At 69.9% G+C, this 15,098-nt stretch carries 8 protein-coding genes; 6 read left to right on the top strand and 2 right to left on the bottom strand.

The window, feature by feature from the left end; genetic code table 11:
* Positions 1–231: 231 nt before the first annotated feature.
* From J2X63_RS03675 to J2X63_RS03660, 4 genes are all read left to right on the top strand, one after another.
* On the top strand, positions 232–1,392 hold the full coding sequence (locus tag J2X63_RS03675) for a DUF4062 domain-containing protein (RefSeq protein WP_309974010.1): 1,161 nt from the start codon (positions 232–234) through the stop codon (positions 1,390–1,392).
* A gap of 164 nt (positions 1,393–1,556) precedes the next feature.
* The gene (locus J2X63_RS03670) at positions 1,557–4,145 is read left to right on the top strand and encodes an ATP-dependent Clp protease ATP-binding subunit (RefSeq protein ID WP_309974007.1); all 2,589 of its coding nucleotides are present in this window, start codon (positions 1,557–1,559) and stop codon (positions 4,143–4,145) included.
* 206 nt (positions 4,146–4,351) lie between these two features.
* The gene (locus J2X63_RS03665; protein ID WP_309974005.1) at positions 4,352–8,848 is read left to right on the top strand and encodes an Ig-like domain-containing protein; all 4,497 of its coding nucleotides are present in this window, start codon (positions 4,352–4,354) and stop codon (positions 8,846–8,848) included.
* Between the two features lie 215 nt (positions 8,849–9,063).
* Positions 9,064–12,219 (top strand): glucan 1,4-alpha-glucosidase, encoded by a 3,156-nt coding sequence (locus J2X63_RS03660; RefSeq protein WP_309974003.1) that lies wholly within the window; start codon positions 9,064–9,066, stop codon positions 12,217–12,219.
* Positions 12,220–12,318: 99 nt separating this feature from the next.
* On the opposite strand, the gene J2X63_RS03655 is transcribed toward J2X63_RS03660, so the two are convergent.
* On the bottom strand, positions 12,319–12,741 hold the full coding sequence (locus J2X63_RS03655) for a nuclear transport factor 2 family protein (protein ID WP_309974001.1): 423 nt from the start codon (positions 12,739–12,741) through the stop codon (positions 12,319–12,321).
* 120 nt (positions 12,742–12,861) lie between these two features.
* Here J2X63_RS03655 and J2X63_RS03650 point away from each other — a divergent pair, with 120 nt between their 5' ends.
* Both J2X63_RS03650 and J2X63_RS03645 read left to right on the top strand, forming a co-directional pair.
* Positions 12,862–13,746: a hypothetical protein gene (locus tag J2X63_RS03650; RefSeq protein WP_309973999.1), complete on the top strand. Its 885-nt coding sequence runs from the start codon at positions 12,862–12,864 to the stop codon at positions 13,744–13,746.
* 195 nt (positions 13,747–13,941) lie between these two features.
* Positions 13,942–14,634, top strand: a complete 693-nt coding sequence (locus J2X63_RS03645; RefSeq protein WP_309973997.1) for a hypothetical protein — start codon at positions 13,942–13,944, stop codon at positions 14,632–14,634.
* A gap of 3 nt (positions 14,635–14,637) precedes the next feature.
* Here J2X63_RS03645 and J2X63_RS03640 read toward each other — a convergent pair whose 3' ends face one another.
* On the bottom strand, positions 14,638–15,036 hold the full coding sequence (locus J2X63_RS03640; protein WP_309973996.1) for a hypothetical protein: 399 nt from the start codon (positions 15,034–15,036) through the stop codon (positions 14,638–14,640).
* Between the last annotated feature and the right edge of the window lie 62 nt (positions 15,037–15,098).

Raw genomic sequence — 15,098 nt, 5'->3', positions numbered from 1 at the left:
CCACGGGTGTGGTTGCGGTGTGAGGTGCCTCGATGAGGATGCCGTGTCGCAACGGCGAGCTGACCTGAGGTGAGACATGACTACGGCCGGCGCTCCCCCTACATGCGTGTAGTCCTAGCCCTAGTGGGCGGCCGGAATGCCGGAGGCAACGCTGACTCGAGACCTAAGTGCATGCGACAACGACCGTACACTCGAAGCCGATTGCGAACTAGAGGTAGCTCGCGTTGTGTCGTGACCGAAGGAGAAACAGCGTTGGCAACCAAATTTCAGATCTTTGTGAGCTCAACGTACGAAGATCTCGTCGAGGAACGGGATGCCGTCATCAAAGCCATCCTGGAGATGGGTCACATACCCGTCGGCATGGAGATGTTCAGCGCTGCAGATGAACAGCAGTGGCAGATAATTCAACGCCACATCGATGAGAGCGATTACTACCTCGTGATAGTCGCCCATCGCTATGGATCGGTCGTCGACGGGATCAGCTATACGCGCAAAGAGTATGAATACGCAGTTGCATCCGGCGTGCCAGCCCTCGGTTTCCTTATTGACCCCAGCGCAAGTTGGCCTGCCGATCGCATTGATGGTGACAAAGAAGTGCGCTTGCTACTTGATGAGTTCAGGGGGCTGGTAGGCCAACGACCGGTTGGATACTGGAAGTCTGCGGAGGATCTTCATTCGAAGGCTGTGGTCGCCCTAATGAAGGCGTTCACTGCGACGCCACGAGAGGGTTGGGTTCGCTCGTCGTCTTCGATCGGCCCCGAAGTTACATCCGAACTGTCGCGTTTGAGCGCGGAGAACGCCAGACTCAGGCGCGAGATCGAGGCGCTCAACCACGAAGTAGATGCGGATCAGACCAAGGCGATGCAACAACTCCGGGCGGTACTTTCCGGGCGCACGCACGATGTCTCCTACCGATACTTTGATTCAACCGAGTGGGAGACGGATGCTCCCTCGGTCAGCCTGCGTTGGATATTCGAGACGTTGGGCCCGTCGCTCATCCCCGAGTACCCGTTGCGCAAAGCGTCCGAACTCCTGGCCATTCACCTGAAGAGCGATCAATCGCGATCATCCACGATCACGCCGCTCAATGTCGTGAAGGAGGTGCTTGTGGAGCTTATGGCTCTTGACCTTGTTGCCCCTTCTAGCTTGCGTCATTCCGTCAGCGACCAGAACGAGTACTGGTCGCTGACGCAAGCTGGTACCGACTACTTGAGGTGGTCAAAGCGAAGGGAACTCGAGATCAAGCGACCGCAAACTCGTAGTGAGGAAACTGCGGCTACGCAAGACGGCCCCTCAGGCGACAAGGCATCCGCATCGGAGGGGACAGTAACGCGACCGGAGAGCACTGCATCAAATAAGGGCGAGATGGATCGGCCCCGCGGTAAGTCGTGAGAGGTGCGAACGTGCTTGCACACCGACGAGTATGCGATCCACGCCGATTGCGTGGCGTGCGACGGCTCTGACGGAGTGTATATTCCTTCGTCAGTTGCCGGGAATACCCGCGCCCCCTCCGCGTTGAACTTGAGCGTACCCAACTCAAGTTCCCAGGAGGATTGGTGCCCGAAGACTTCAACCCCGAAGCCGGCGCGAGCTCGTTCGACGAGTTCCTCAGCCGGTACCTTGCGGGAGAGCAGGCGCGTCAGGCTCGGTCGATCGACCTCAGCCGGTTCCTGACCGCCCGCACGCAAGGCATCCTGCAGCAGGCAGGACGCTTCGCGCTCGAGCGCGGCCAGACCGAGCTCGACGCCCTGCACATCCTGCGCGTCATCGTCGAGGACGAGGCGGTCACGCAGGCCATCCAGCGCATCGGCGTCGCACCCGAGCGCATCATCACCGCGACCGAGGCGCGCCTGCCCGCCGCGGGTGAGACGGCCGACATCAACGCGGCCACGATCACCCCCAGCGCGAGCCGCGCGCTGTTCCACGCCTACCAGGTCGCGCGCTCGGCCGGCTCGACCTACATCGACCCCGAGCACCTCTTCTTCGCGCTCGTGCTCGGCCAGGATGCCCCCGCCGGGCAGGTGCTCGCGCGCGCCGGCGTCACCGCCGAGGCGCTCACGCAGCAGATCCGCGAGACGGTCACCCCGGGCGCTGAGGGCGCAGAGGGCGAGGGCGACGCGAGCAGCGCGGGCGCCGCGGCATCCGCCACCCCGATGCTCGACAAGTTCGGCACCGACCTCACGGCCCTCGCCGAGAACGGCGAGCTCGACCCCGTGATCGGACGCGTCGACGAGATCGAGCAGGCCATCGAGATCCTCAGCCGCCGCACCAAGAACAACCCGGTGCTGGTCGGCGAGGCCGGCGTGGGCAAGACCGCGATCGTCGAGGGCCTCGCCCGCGCGATCGTCGAGGAGAACGTGCCCGAGCAGTTGCTCGGCAAGCGCGTCGTGTCGCTCGACCTGCCCGCGATGCTCGCGGGCACCCGCTACCGCGGCGACTTCGAGGAGCGCCTCACCAAGACCATCGACGAGATCGCCGAGCACAAGGGCGACTTCATCGTGTTCATCGACGAGGTGCACACGGTCGTGGGCGCCGGCGGCAGCGGCGGTGGCGACGGCATGGACGCGGGCAACATCCTGAAGCCGCGCCTCGCGCGCGGTGAGCTGCACCTCGTGGGTGCGACCACGCTCAAGGAGTACCGCACCATCGAGAAGGACCCCGCCCTCGAGCGCCGGTTCCAGCCGGTGCGCGTCGGCGAGCCCTCGATCGAGGACGCCGTGCTCATCCTGCACGGGCTGAAGCCCGCCTACGAGGAGCACCACGGCATCGAGTACACGGATGCCGCGCTGCGCGCCGCCGTCGAGCTCAGTGCGCGCTACCTCACCGACCGGGTGCTTCCCGACAAGGCCATCGACCTCATCGACCAGGCCGGGGCGCGGCTGCGCCTGCGGCTCGGCGTGAAGACGGATGTCTCCGCGCTCATCGCGCGGCTCGCCGACCTCGAGGCCGACAAGAACGCCGCCGTCGGCGCCGAGCACTACGAGGAGGCGTCGCGGATTCGCGACGAGATCTCGAAGGTGCAGGCGAAGCTCGACGAGGTGACCGCAGCCGGCCGCGCCGCGGCATCCGCTCAGCAGCGTGAGGCCGTGATCGACGAGGCCGAGATCGCCGCGGTGATCTCGCGGGCCACCGGAATTCCGGTGAACCGCCTCACCGAGTCCGAGCGCGAGCGCCTGGGCGACCTCGAGGGCGAGCTGCACTCGCGCGTCATCGGCCAGGACGACGCGGTCACCGCGGTCGCCAAGGCCGTGCGCCGCAGCCGCACCGGCATGGGCGACGCGCGTCGGCCCGTGGGGTCGTTCCTGTTCCTCGGCCCGACGGGTGTCGGCAAGACCGAGCTGGCCAAGTCGCTCGCGGCGAGCCTGTTCGACGACGAGACCGCCGTGATCCGCTTCGACATGAGCGAGTTCGGCGAGCGGCACACCGTGTCGCGGCTCGTCGGCGCCCCTCCCGGATACGTCGGCTACGACGAGGCCGGGCAGCTCACCGAGCGCGTGCGGCGCAACCCGTACTCGATCGTGCTGTTCGACGAGATCGAGAAGGCGCACCCCGACGTGTTCAACCTGCTGCTGCAGGTGCTCGACGACGGACGCCTGACCGACGGCCAGGGTCGCACGGTCGACTTCCGCAACACGGTGGTCATCATGACCTCGAACCTCGGTTCGGAGTTCCTCGCGTCGCGGTCGGGTGCGCTCGGCTTCGTGGCATCCGCTGATGGCTCTGGTTTCGCGTCGCAGGACGACGTGCGCCAGCGGGTCATGGGCAAGGTGCGCGAGGCCATGCGGCCCGAGTTCCTGAACCGCATCGACGAGATCGTGCTGTTCCAGAAGCTCGGCGAGGCGGAGCTCGCGCAGATCGTCAGGCTCATGCTCGGCGCGACCTCGAAGCGGCTCGCCGCGCGCGAGGTCGCCTTCGAGGTGACGGATGCCGCGGTGGCGCTCCTCGCGGAGCGCGGCTACGAGCCCGAGTACGGTGCTCGCCCGCTGCGTCGCGTGATCCAGCGCGAGATCGACGACCGCATCAGCGACCTGTTCGTGTCGGGTGCGCTGGGCGACGGCGAGGGCGTGACGGTGGATGCCGCGGACGGCGAGTTCGTCGTCGTGCCGGTGCCGCGCGCGACCGTGGAGGTGCCTGCCGCGGCGTAACGCCCGCCCCGCGGCATCCGCTCGAAGGCCCGGCCCTCACGCAGGGGACCGGGCCTTCGTCGTGCGTGGCCGACCCGAGCAACCCTCACGACCCCCCTTCTGGGACTGGCAGCGGGCACCTGCCCCCGCCACGCTGAGCGCGAAGGCGTCGTCGTTCCGCGCCCCCAGCACGGACCAGGCGACGGTGCCGAACCCGAGGAGACCCCATGTCGGTCGCGCCCGCCCATGCCTCGAACGCCAGCGCCGAGCGGGGGCGGCGCCGCCGGGTCCCCGGCCGAGCGCGACCCGCACTGGTCTTCGCCGCGATCCTCGCGCTGGTCGTCGGGGTGGCCGCGCCATCCGTGGCCGTCGCGTCGACGACCGAGGCGCAGCTCACGTTCGCGTGCGCGCAGAAGTCGAACGGACTGCTGCGGGTCGCGACGAGCTCGTCGGACTGCCGGCCGAAGCAGGAGACGGCCGTGGCGATCTGGCCCGGGCCGACGCAGCTGTGCGTGCAGCCCGACGGTTCGGTGCGCCGCCTGAGCTCCGCGAAGGCGTGCACCGGCACCAAGCCGCCGGGCACCATCATCACGGTGCCGACCTCGACGCCCGTGTACCTCTGCGCGCCGAGCTCCGGGGTGCTGCGACGCGTGAGCGGGCCCGGACTGTGCGCCGCCACCGAGACGGCGTACGTCATCGTGAACCACGCGCCCAGCGACCTCGCGCTGTCGAACGCCGCCGTGCTCGAGAACGAGCCGGCCGGCACGACGGTCGGCACCTTGAGTCTCACGGATGGCGATCCGGCGAGCACGCCGACGTTCGCGCTGGTCGCCGGCGCCGGCGCCGACGACAACTCGAGCTTCTCGATCGCGGGCAGCACGCTCACGACGACTGCGGCGTTCGACTACGAGGCGAAGAGCTCCTACTCGATCAGGCTCCGGGGGAGCGACGGGTACGGAGGCGCCGTCGAGGAGGCCTTCACGATCCAGGTCACCGACGTCGTCGAGGACGTGCCGCCCACCGCCGTCGACGACCGCGCGACCATCGCCGAGGACGCCGTTGCCAGCACGATCGACGTGCTCGCCAACGACGACAACGCCGACGGCGGACCCATCGCGATCGACTCGATCACGCAGCCCGACCATGGCACCGCGGTGATCGCCGGCGACGCGGCATCCGTCACCTATGCGCCCGACCCGGATGTGTGCAACGACCCGCCTGGCACCATGACCGACGACTTCACCTACACGCTTGCACCGGGCGGATCGACCGCGACGGTCGCCGTCACCGTGACCTGCGTCGACGACCTGGCGACCGCGAGCGACGACGCGTTCACCGTCGAGGAGGACGCAGGCGCCACGGCACTCGACGTGCTCGCCAACGATGACGACCCCGACGGCGGCCTGCTCGCCATCGTGTCGGCGAGCGACCCCGCGGGCGGCACCGTGGTGCTCACCGGCGGCAGCCCCGGCGCCCACACCGGCCTCACGTACCAGCCCGACCCGAACGTCTGCAACGATCCGCCGGGCACCACCACCGACGACTTCGCCTACACCGTCACCGGCGGCGCCACCGCGACCGTCGCGGTCACGGTCGCGTGCGTCAACGACGTGCCCGTCGCCGGCGACGACACCTTCGCCGCCGCGAAGTCGGCGGTCGGCAACACGACGTTCGTGATGGACTCGCCGACTGACGGCGTGCCCACGACCTCGGGTCCGCGCAAGCTGGTCACCGGCGACCTGATCGCCAACGACGGCGGCGGCGACGGTGCGCTCTCGCTCGTGGCCGGCACCGTCGCCACGAACGACGGCGGCAGCGTCGACATCCAGGCCGACGGCGACTTCGTCTACACCCCGGCCGCGGGCACGAGCTGCACCGACGCCGCCGACTTCTTCGACTACGAGGTCACCGACGGCGACGACTCCGACACCGGGCGCGTGAGCATCGCGCTCGCGGGTTGCGTCTGGTACGTCAGCAACAACGCCGAAGGCAACGACGGCACCTCCACCGCCCCGTTCGACACCCTCGCCCAAGCGGATGCCGCGAGCAGCGCCGGGCAGAGCATCTTCGTGTTCCGCGGGAACGGCACGAGCACCGGCTACGCCGCCGGCATCGACCTCGATGCCGACCAGCAGCTCATCGGCTCGGCGGCGAGCCTCGTCGTCGGCGGTGCCACGCTGCACACGGGCGCCGGCATCAAGCCGGTCATCACCGCCGGTTCCATCCAGGACGTCGTGCGGCTCGGCTCGGGCGACACCGTCGGCGGGCTCGAGCTCTCGGTGGGCGGCTTCGGGAACGCGCTCGTCGGTGGCGCCGGCGACGTCGGCGGCACCTTCCGCGACCTGCAGATCGTCTACTCCGCGTCCGGTGACGCCGCCGTCTCGCTCATCGGCACCAGCGGCACATTCACCTTCTCGGGCCTGTCCGTCAACACGAAGCAGGCGGGGGTGGAGCTGGTCAATGCGGGCACCGTCGTGTTCGACCCGGCATCCGACATCCGCATCAGCGCATGGTCCGCCTCTGCGCTGCGCATCTCCGGCACGGCGCTCGGCACCAGCCAGATCGACCGGGTCGAGACCGTCGACTCGTCCTACGGCGGCGTCTCGCTCGCCAACACCACGGGCGCGATCACCTTCGGCGATCTCGCCCTCACCACCGACGGCTTCACGCCGGCCTTCTCGCTGAGCAACGCCGGCACGGTGACCCTCACCGCCGCGGGTTCGGGTGTGGTCCGCGCGACCGGCGCTCCAGCCGTCGTGGTCAACGGCACGGCGGCCACCCTGCCGTTCGACGAGGTCTCGTCGACGAACAGCTCCGGCGCGGGCATCGACCTCACCGGCCTCGGCGCCGGAACGTTCTCGGCGGCGAGCGGCACGATCTCGGGCGCCGCCGGCACGGCCGTCGATGTCGACGGCGGCAGCGGGGACATCACCTACGGCGGCACGATCGCCGACGGCAGCGGTGCGCTCAGCGCGGCCGTCGAGCATCGCACCGGCGGCACCGTCACGCTGTCGGGCTCCATCACCGACGGATCCGACGAGGGCGGCGGCGTGCGGGTGACGGACAACACCGGCGGAGCGACCACGCTCGCGGGGGCGACGAAGCGGATCGGAACGAACGCCGCCGATGCCGTCGTCTTCGGCAGCTCCGACGGCCACTCCCTCTCGATCACCGGGGGCGGGCTCGACATCGACACGACGCACGGGGCGGGCCTGTCGGCGACGTCGTCGGGCACGATCGCCGTGACGGGCGCGGGCAACACGATCGACACCGCCAGCGGCTACGCGGTGACCCTCGCGTTCACCGACATCGCCGCGACCGGCGTCACGTTCCAGCGGGTGTCGATCGGAAGCTCCGGGAACATCGTGGTGAACGGCACGGGCACCGCCGGTTCCTTCAGCATCACCGGGCTCGGGAACACGACCCAGGGCGGCGACGGTTCCGGTGGCGTGATCAGCGGCTCGGCGACCACCGCCGTGAGCCTCATGGCCACCAAGAACCCGTCGCTGCGCAACATGCGGATCGTCGATCCCGGATTCACCGGGGTGATCGGATCCCAGGTCGACGGCTTCTCCTTCACGTACGGCACGATCTCGGGCGCGGGAGCCGCGGACCTCGCCGGCTCGAGCGCCATCGGATTCACCGGGTCCGCCGGCGTCACCGGCGCCGTGACGATCACCGACAACATCATCACGGGCGCCGCCGAGAACGGCATCGACCTCACCACTCGGGCGGGCACCATCAGCCACGCGGAACTCTCTCGCAACCGCATCTCCGACGACGGGACGACGACGACGCCGGGTGACGGGATCCTGCTCTTCGCGGGGGGAACCGCCACCACCGCGGCGACGGTCACCAAGGCGACGATCTCGGGCAACGACCTCACCGGCTTCGCCCACGGCGTGGGCATCGAGGTGCTCGCGGGCAACGCGGTGGGCGGCCCGGTGCCGGCGATGGGCGCGCTCGGATCGGCGACGGACGTGGTCACCGTCAGCGGCAACCTCATGAACGGCGGCGACGGAGGACTCGGCGCGCAGCCGGAGCAGTTCGTCCGTGCGGCCGCGGGCTTCGGTGCCGACGCCAACTTCGTGATCACGAAGAACGGCACGTCCCAACAGCCGATCCGGCACATCGACTGCGAAGCCATCCTCCTCGAGGTGTCGCAGAACTCCACGGCGACGGCCACCGTGTCGGAGAACATCATCAACGCCGGCAACCGCCAGGGGTGCAGCGGTATCAGGGCCAGCAGCCGGACGCCGCTCGTGCAGGAAGGGCCGGCGCTCTCGGCCGTCATCAGCGGCAACGTCGTGTCGGGAGTGAGTGGAAGCGGGATCGTGACCTTCGCCGAGGCCTCGGGTGCGCTGACCGCCCGCATCCTGAACAACACCGTGCCGGCGTCGCTCGGCGGCGCGTTCAGCGGCATCCGAGGTATCTCCGGCGGGCCGGGCATGAACGCGACGCTGTGCCTCGAGATCGCCGGAAACGTCACCGCCGGAGGCACGACGAACGGGTCGACCGCTCCCGGGATCATGCTCACGAAGGCCGGGACCGATCCGGCGGTCAACGTCTTCGGCATCGAGGGGCTCCAGCCCTCGCCCGCCGGCACCCCGCTCGTGGAGCAGCACGTGAACGCGCTGAACTCGAGCCAGTCGGGCACGCTCGGGGTCGGCGGAACCTACCTGAGCAGCGCTACCAGCGGGTTCACGTCCTGCGTCGCTCCGTGAGGCGGGCCGGTTCTGACCTCTGGCGGGCGTCGCCGGCCGCGCCTATGCTGACCGAGTCACGGCGGACTCTGCTGACGGAGTCACAGCGAACTCGACGAGGAGTGGCGATGCGTTCGACGGAGTGGTCGGCAGTTGCGGGATCAGGATCGACGAGTCGGGCGCGTGATCGCGGGCGCAGGCGCCGCGCCGCGGCATCCGTCGCCGTGGCAGCGCTCGTGAGCGTCGCACTCTTCGGAGGAACCGCAGCCGCGAACGCCGCGCCGCAGCCATCGCAGGCCCCCGGCGCTCCGGGTGCCCAGGCGACCTGGACCACCGGCGCGAAGCAGGGCGTCGGAACGTCCACGACCACGGAGTCCAAGGTCTGGTACACCCTCTCGGAGGGCACGCTGGCCGAGGTGTACTACCCGCGCGTCGACGTGGCGAACAGCCGCAGCCTCGAGTTGATCGTCACCGACGGCTCCACGTTCACCGACCTCGAGTCGCGCGACACGACCCACGAGGTGAGCCTCGCCGACTCGCGGGCGCTCGTGTACACGCAGACCAACACCGACAAGGACGGCCGGTACCAGATCGTCAAGACGACGTTCACCGATCCCGCCCGCGCGAGCGTGATCATCGACGTCTCGGTACGCTCACTCGACGGCGGCAAGTATCGGGTCTTCGCCCAGTACGACCCGTCGCTGGCGAACAGCGGGCGGCACGACTCGGCCCGGTTCTGGCGCGGCGCGCTCGTCTCGGAGGACCTCGCCGGCGACCCGGGCACCGGCGGCGAGCCCATCGCGAGCGCCTTGGTGGCCGACAAGGACTTCGTGGCGACCTCCAACGGGTTCGCCGGCGTCAGCGACGGCTGGACCGATCTCGCCACCGATCACCGCCTCGATCACCGATACGCGGAGGCGCTCGACGGCAACGTCGTGCAGACCGCCGAGCTGAAGCTGACCGGCCCGGCGAAGCACGCCTCGGCGACGCTCGTGCTCGGGTTCGGGGCCTCCGCCGACGCCGCGCGCACGGTCGCCAATGCGAGCCTCGGCAAGTCCGGCAAGGGCGCCGATGCTGCTGCCGAAGCGTACGCCGAGGGCTGGCACGACTACCTCGACAGCGTCAGCGCGGTGCCGGCGAGCGTGGCGGGCGATGCGGCGCTCACCACCCAGTACCAGGTCTCCGCGATGACGCTGAAGGCGCACGAGGACAAGACCTACCGCGGCGCGAACATCGCCTCGCTCACGATTCCGTGGGGCCAGGCGCAGAACGCGAACGAGGCCGGCGTCGGCGGATACCACCTCGTGTGGGCGCGCGACCTCTACCAGGTCGCGACCGCGCAGATCGCCCTCGGCGACTCGGATGCCGCGAACCGCTCGCTCGACTACCTCTTCGACGTGCAGCAGAAGAGCGACGGGTCGTTCCCGCAGAACTCGCTGCTCGACGGCACGCCCTACTGGGGCGGCCTGCAGCTCGACGAGGTCGCGTTCCCGATCGTGTTGGCGTGGAGCCTCGGGCGCACGGATGCCACGACCTACGCCGACCACGTGAAGACCGCCGCCGACTTCCTCGTCGGCCACGGCCCGTCGACCCCGCAGGAGCGCTGGGAGGAGGAAGGCGGCTATTCGCCCAGCACCATCGCCGCTGAGGTCGCCGGACTCACGGCCGCCGCGTCGATCGCCGCGGCGAACGGTGACGAGGCATCGGCCGCGGTCTACACGGGCGTCGCCGACGACTGGCAGCGCAAGGTGCAGGACTGGACGTTCACCACGACCGGCCCGCTCGGCAACGGGCAGTACTACGAGCGCATCGACGACAACGGCAACCCGAACGACGGGCATTTCCTCGACATCAACAACGGCGGCGGCGCCTGGGATGAGCGGTCGATCGTCGATGCCGGCTTCCTCGACCTGGTGCGCCTCGGCGTGAAGCCGGCCGCGGATGCCGCGATCATCGAGTCGCTACCCGAGGTCGATGCGACGATCAAGGTCGACTCGCCCAATGGCGCGCTCTGGTACCGCTACAACCACGACGGCTACGGCGAGAAGGCCGACGGGTCGCCCTACGACGGCACCGGCGTCGGCCGCCTCTGGCCGCTGCTCTCGGGTGAGCGCGGCGAGTACGAGCTCGCGAACGGCCGTCCGGCCGACACGTTCCTCGACACGCTCGCGGCGACCGCGAACGACGGGTACATGATTCCCGAGCAGGTCTGGGACCGCCCGGATGCCGCGGGCTTCGTGTTCGGCGAGGGCACCGGCTCGGCGACGCCGCTGGCCTGGTCGATGGCCGCATTCGTGCGGCTCGCCCAGTCGATCGACGCGGGGCGGCCGATCTCGACGCCCTCCGTCGTGGCCGACCGGTACGCCGATGGCGCGCTTGCCGCCGGGCCGAGCCTCACGGTCACGGAGCCGGTCGCCGGCGCCGTCACCCCGGAATCGAGCGTCACGGTCGCGGGCTCGACCGACGCGGCATCCGTCTGGGTCGCGGCCGGAGGGCACGCCGTCGAGGCATCGGTCACCGGGGGCGCCTTCACCGCCGAGGTGCCCGTGGTGCTCGGCGCCAACACCATCACCGTGGTGGCGGTGGGCGCCGACGGCGGCACGACCGCCGTGCAGGTGGCGGTCACGTCGACGAACTTCGGCACGGCCGTCGGCACGGTCGACGACCCGTCGGGCGACGACCACGGCCCCGGCGACTACGTGTACCCCACGAACAGCGCCTTCAACCCGGGCGCGTTCGACCTCACGCAGCTCGGCGTCTACGACGACGGCACCTCGATCAACTTCGTCACGACGCTCGCGGGCGACATCAACAACCCCTGGGGCGGCAACCAGATGTCGGTGCAGCGGGTCGACATCTACGTGAGCACGGATGCCGCGGGCGCGGCCGTCGCGGCGCGGCCGGGCACGAACGCGACCCTCGCGCACCCGTACGACTTCGTCGTCGGCGGATCGGGCTTCATCCAGCCGGCCGTGCGGGACGCGACCGACGCGGTGCTCGCCAACGCCACCCTGCTCGTGCTGCCGGCGACGCACCAGATCGCGATGTCCGTGCCGAAGGACGTGTTCGACGGGGTGGACCTCGCGGGCGCGACGTACCAGGTCGCCCTGATGTCGCACGCGGATCCCAACGGCGAGGGCACCGGCGGCATCCGACCCGTCTACGACTTCGACTACTGGAACACGAGCCCCGACATCGGCATGAGCTGGATCAAGGAGTACCGCTTCGGCGGCGGCGCCGGTGTCTGGACCGGCGACAACGACGCGCATGACACCGACACGCGCGACCCGAACACGATCGACGTGCTCGTGCCCGACGGTGCGACGCAGTCGACGGTGCTCGACTGGCGCGCCGGGTCGCCCGTCGTGCTGCCGTACGTGCCGCTCGGGTAGCCCGCGGCTAGGTGCTCGGCACGCGGAAGAGCTCCGTGCGGGCGATGACGCGGTCGCGCTCGGCGGTGAGGGCGAGCCGGCGCGGGTCCATTCCGGGATTCAGGCAGCGGGCGGAGGCGAGGTCGACGACCCGAGGGCGTCGGCGTGCCGGTGCACGACCCGCCATTCCCCGCCCTCGCGACGGTAGACCTGGGTGGCGCGCAGGGTGAACGTGCGCGGCGTGCCGTCCATCGACGCCGAGATGCGCTCGTAGCCGACGGTGTACGCCATGTCGCCGCGGAGGTCGAACGAGATCAAGTCGAACGAGTAGGCGGTGCAGTCCGAGAAGCTCGACGCGAGCACCTCGAACGCCTCCACGAGTTCGTGACGGCTCGTCGCGTTGCGCCACGCCCCGAGCACGCTCACCGGCTCCTCACTCGACCAGATCGCGCGTCTCAGGCGGTCGTCGCCGTCGAACTGAGCTCGTTCGGCCTCCGCGAGCGAGGTGTGCACCCAGATCAGGAAATCCTCACGGTCATTCATGGGTTCAGCATCCTCCCCTCGGCCACGCGCCGCGAGGGTCGGATGAGCGGATCAGGGCGGACACCGATAACGCGAGCGACGCTCAGGATTAGGATCTGAAGCGACCCGTGAGATGCAGTCATGCCAGGAGAACAGGGCGAGCGCGAGCAGCCGCACGAGACCGGCCCGACCACCGATCTGAGGCCGGTCTGGCGCCGAGCTGGAGTCTGGATCGGCGGTGTGGTCGCGGCCGCACTCGCCACCGTCATCGCCGGCGCGGTCACGCAGGGGTTCGGATGGTTCGCGACCGTGGCGGTCGACTCGCAGGGCGAGCCCGTCGAGGTCAGGGTCGACGGCGAGGCGGGTACCGACGACGTGGTCCTTCCGCGGGGCGCCACGCTCACGTCGAGCGAGCTCGACCTGCTCGCGGGGCTCGACGCCGATGCGCAGGTCGGGTGGCTCCAGGCGCACGAGCACGGCCGCGTCTCCGGGGCGCAGCAGGTCACGCTGTACCTGACGGGCAACCGCACCGGCGAAGTGCGGGTCACCGACGTGACGACGAAGGAGACGTGCAAGCCCATCTCGAGGGGAACGCTGGTGCGGATGGTGACCGGCCGCGGGGCGGGAGTCGCGTCCGAGGTCATGAACGTCGATGTCGGGCACGGGCCGTCGGATGCCTACGCGTACGACCCCAGCGGCACTCCGCAAAACTACTTCCCCGAACGCACGATCACCCTCGCCCACGACGAGGAGGTTCCGCTCGTCGTCGACCTGGTGCCCGACTTCTCCGGGTCGATCTGCGAAGTCGAGCTCGAGCTGACGGTGTGGGACGGGAGTGCTGAGCGGCGAATGCCGGTCTCGGGCCCCGACGGTCCGTTCGTCGTCACGTCGATCGAACTCGAAGAGGACGAGGGCGAGTACGGCACGGTGTACCTGGGCGGCGACATCTGCCGGCGGTACGTGACCGCGACGCCGGGCTGGAGCAGCCTGCCGCCCTGCGGTGAGGGCAACTTCGCCGAGCGGTGAGCGGTGCACGGTGCTCGGGGTCGACTGAGCCGCTGACACGCACTCGCTGGAATCCCGTTCGCGCACTGGAAGCCCGAGTGCTGGGGATTCCTGCGCGCGAACGGGATTCCTGCTCGCGGGGCCGCGGCAGTGGCAGCGAGACGCACGGCTGTGCCAGTGTGAGCAGCATCGTGTCGGATGCGACGAAGGGCAGCCATGAGCGACGAGTCGACGACCCCGGCACCGGCCGCACCCGCAGCGCCGCTGTCCGGCCCGCCCGCCGCGGCGCCGGCGCGCGTCTCGCGATGGCGGCATCGGCCGTTCATCGAGATCGTCGCCGTGGCGATGCTGTCGGTGACCGCGATCCTCACCGCATGGTGCGGGTTCCAGGCGTCGAAGTGGAGCGGTGAGCGGGCGATCGCGTTCGCCGAGGCATCCGCTGCCCGCGTGGAGGCGACGGATGCCGACGGCGAGGCCCGGGAGGCGCGGATCATCGACCTCATCATCTACGCCGAGTGGGTCACGGCGACGGCGCAGGGCGACACAGTGCTCGCCGACCAGATCGAAGCCCGGTTCACGCCGCACTTCCGCGTCGCCTTCGACGCCTGGCAGAGCGACGGCGAGGTCGAGCCCGGCCCGTTCGCCACCGACGCCTACGTGCCGCCGGGCAGTGAGAAGTCCGCCGAGCGCTCCGCCTACGCGGAAGCGCGATTCACCGATGCGCTCGAGGACACCGAGCGGGGCGACAACTACTCGCTGCTGACGGTGCTCTTCGCCCTGGTGCTCTTCCTGACCGCAATGGCCCAGCGAGACATCCACCACGTCGCAGCGTGGATCATGCTCGGGCTCGCGGGCCTCGTCGCGCTCGCCGGCTTCGTCGTGATGCTGACGTTCCCGGTGCGGCTCTGACAGTCAGCCGGCGACAGCCGCGGCGCGGCGCCTCGGCAGCACGAGCACGCACACCACGCCCGCGGCCGTGACGATCGGGCTCGCGGTGAGCGGCGTCGACACCCACTGACCGCTGAAGATCCAGCTCGCCGCGAAGAGCAGCGCGGGCGCCGCCACGAGCGGGGCCGTCCACCACCGGCCGCCGAGCAGGATGCCGCACACGCCGGCGCCCACGCTTGCGATGAGGCACAGCACGAAGAGCGGCGTTGCATCCGACACGGTCGTCTCGAAGCCCGCGCCGTTGAGCGCCGCCGTGAGCGCCCCGAACAGCACGCCGATCGCCGCCGCGAGCGCGACGGCGGCCCACACCACCAGCAGGATGACGCGCATGGGGCGGCGGGCGGGAGTGGGCGATGACGTCACGCCGTCAGGATAGTGGCGCCGAGGTGACCGAGCAGGAACGAAGAAGCAGCCGAGTGGGCGGC

It is taken from the genome of Agromyces sp. 3263, from assembly GCF_031456545.1.
In the GTDB taxonomy this organism is placed as follows: domain Bacteria; phylum Actinomycetota; class Actinomycetes; order Actinomycetales; family Microbacteriaceae; genus Agromyces.
The sequence above is the reverse complement of the archived record's forward strand: the minus strand, read 5'-3'. Positions and strand labels throughout refer to the sequence as shown.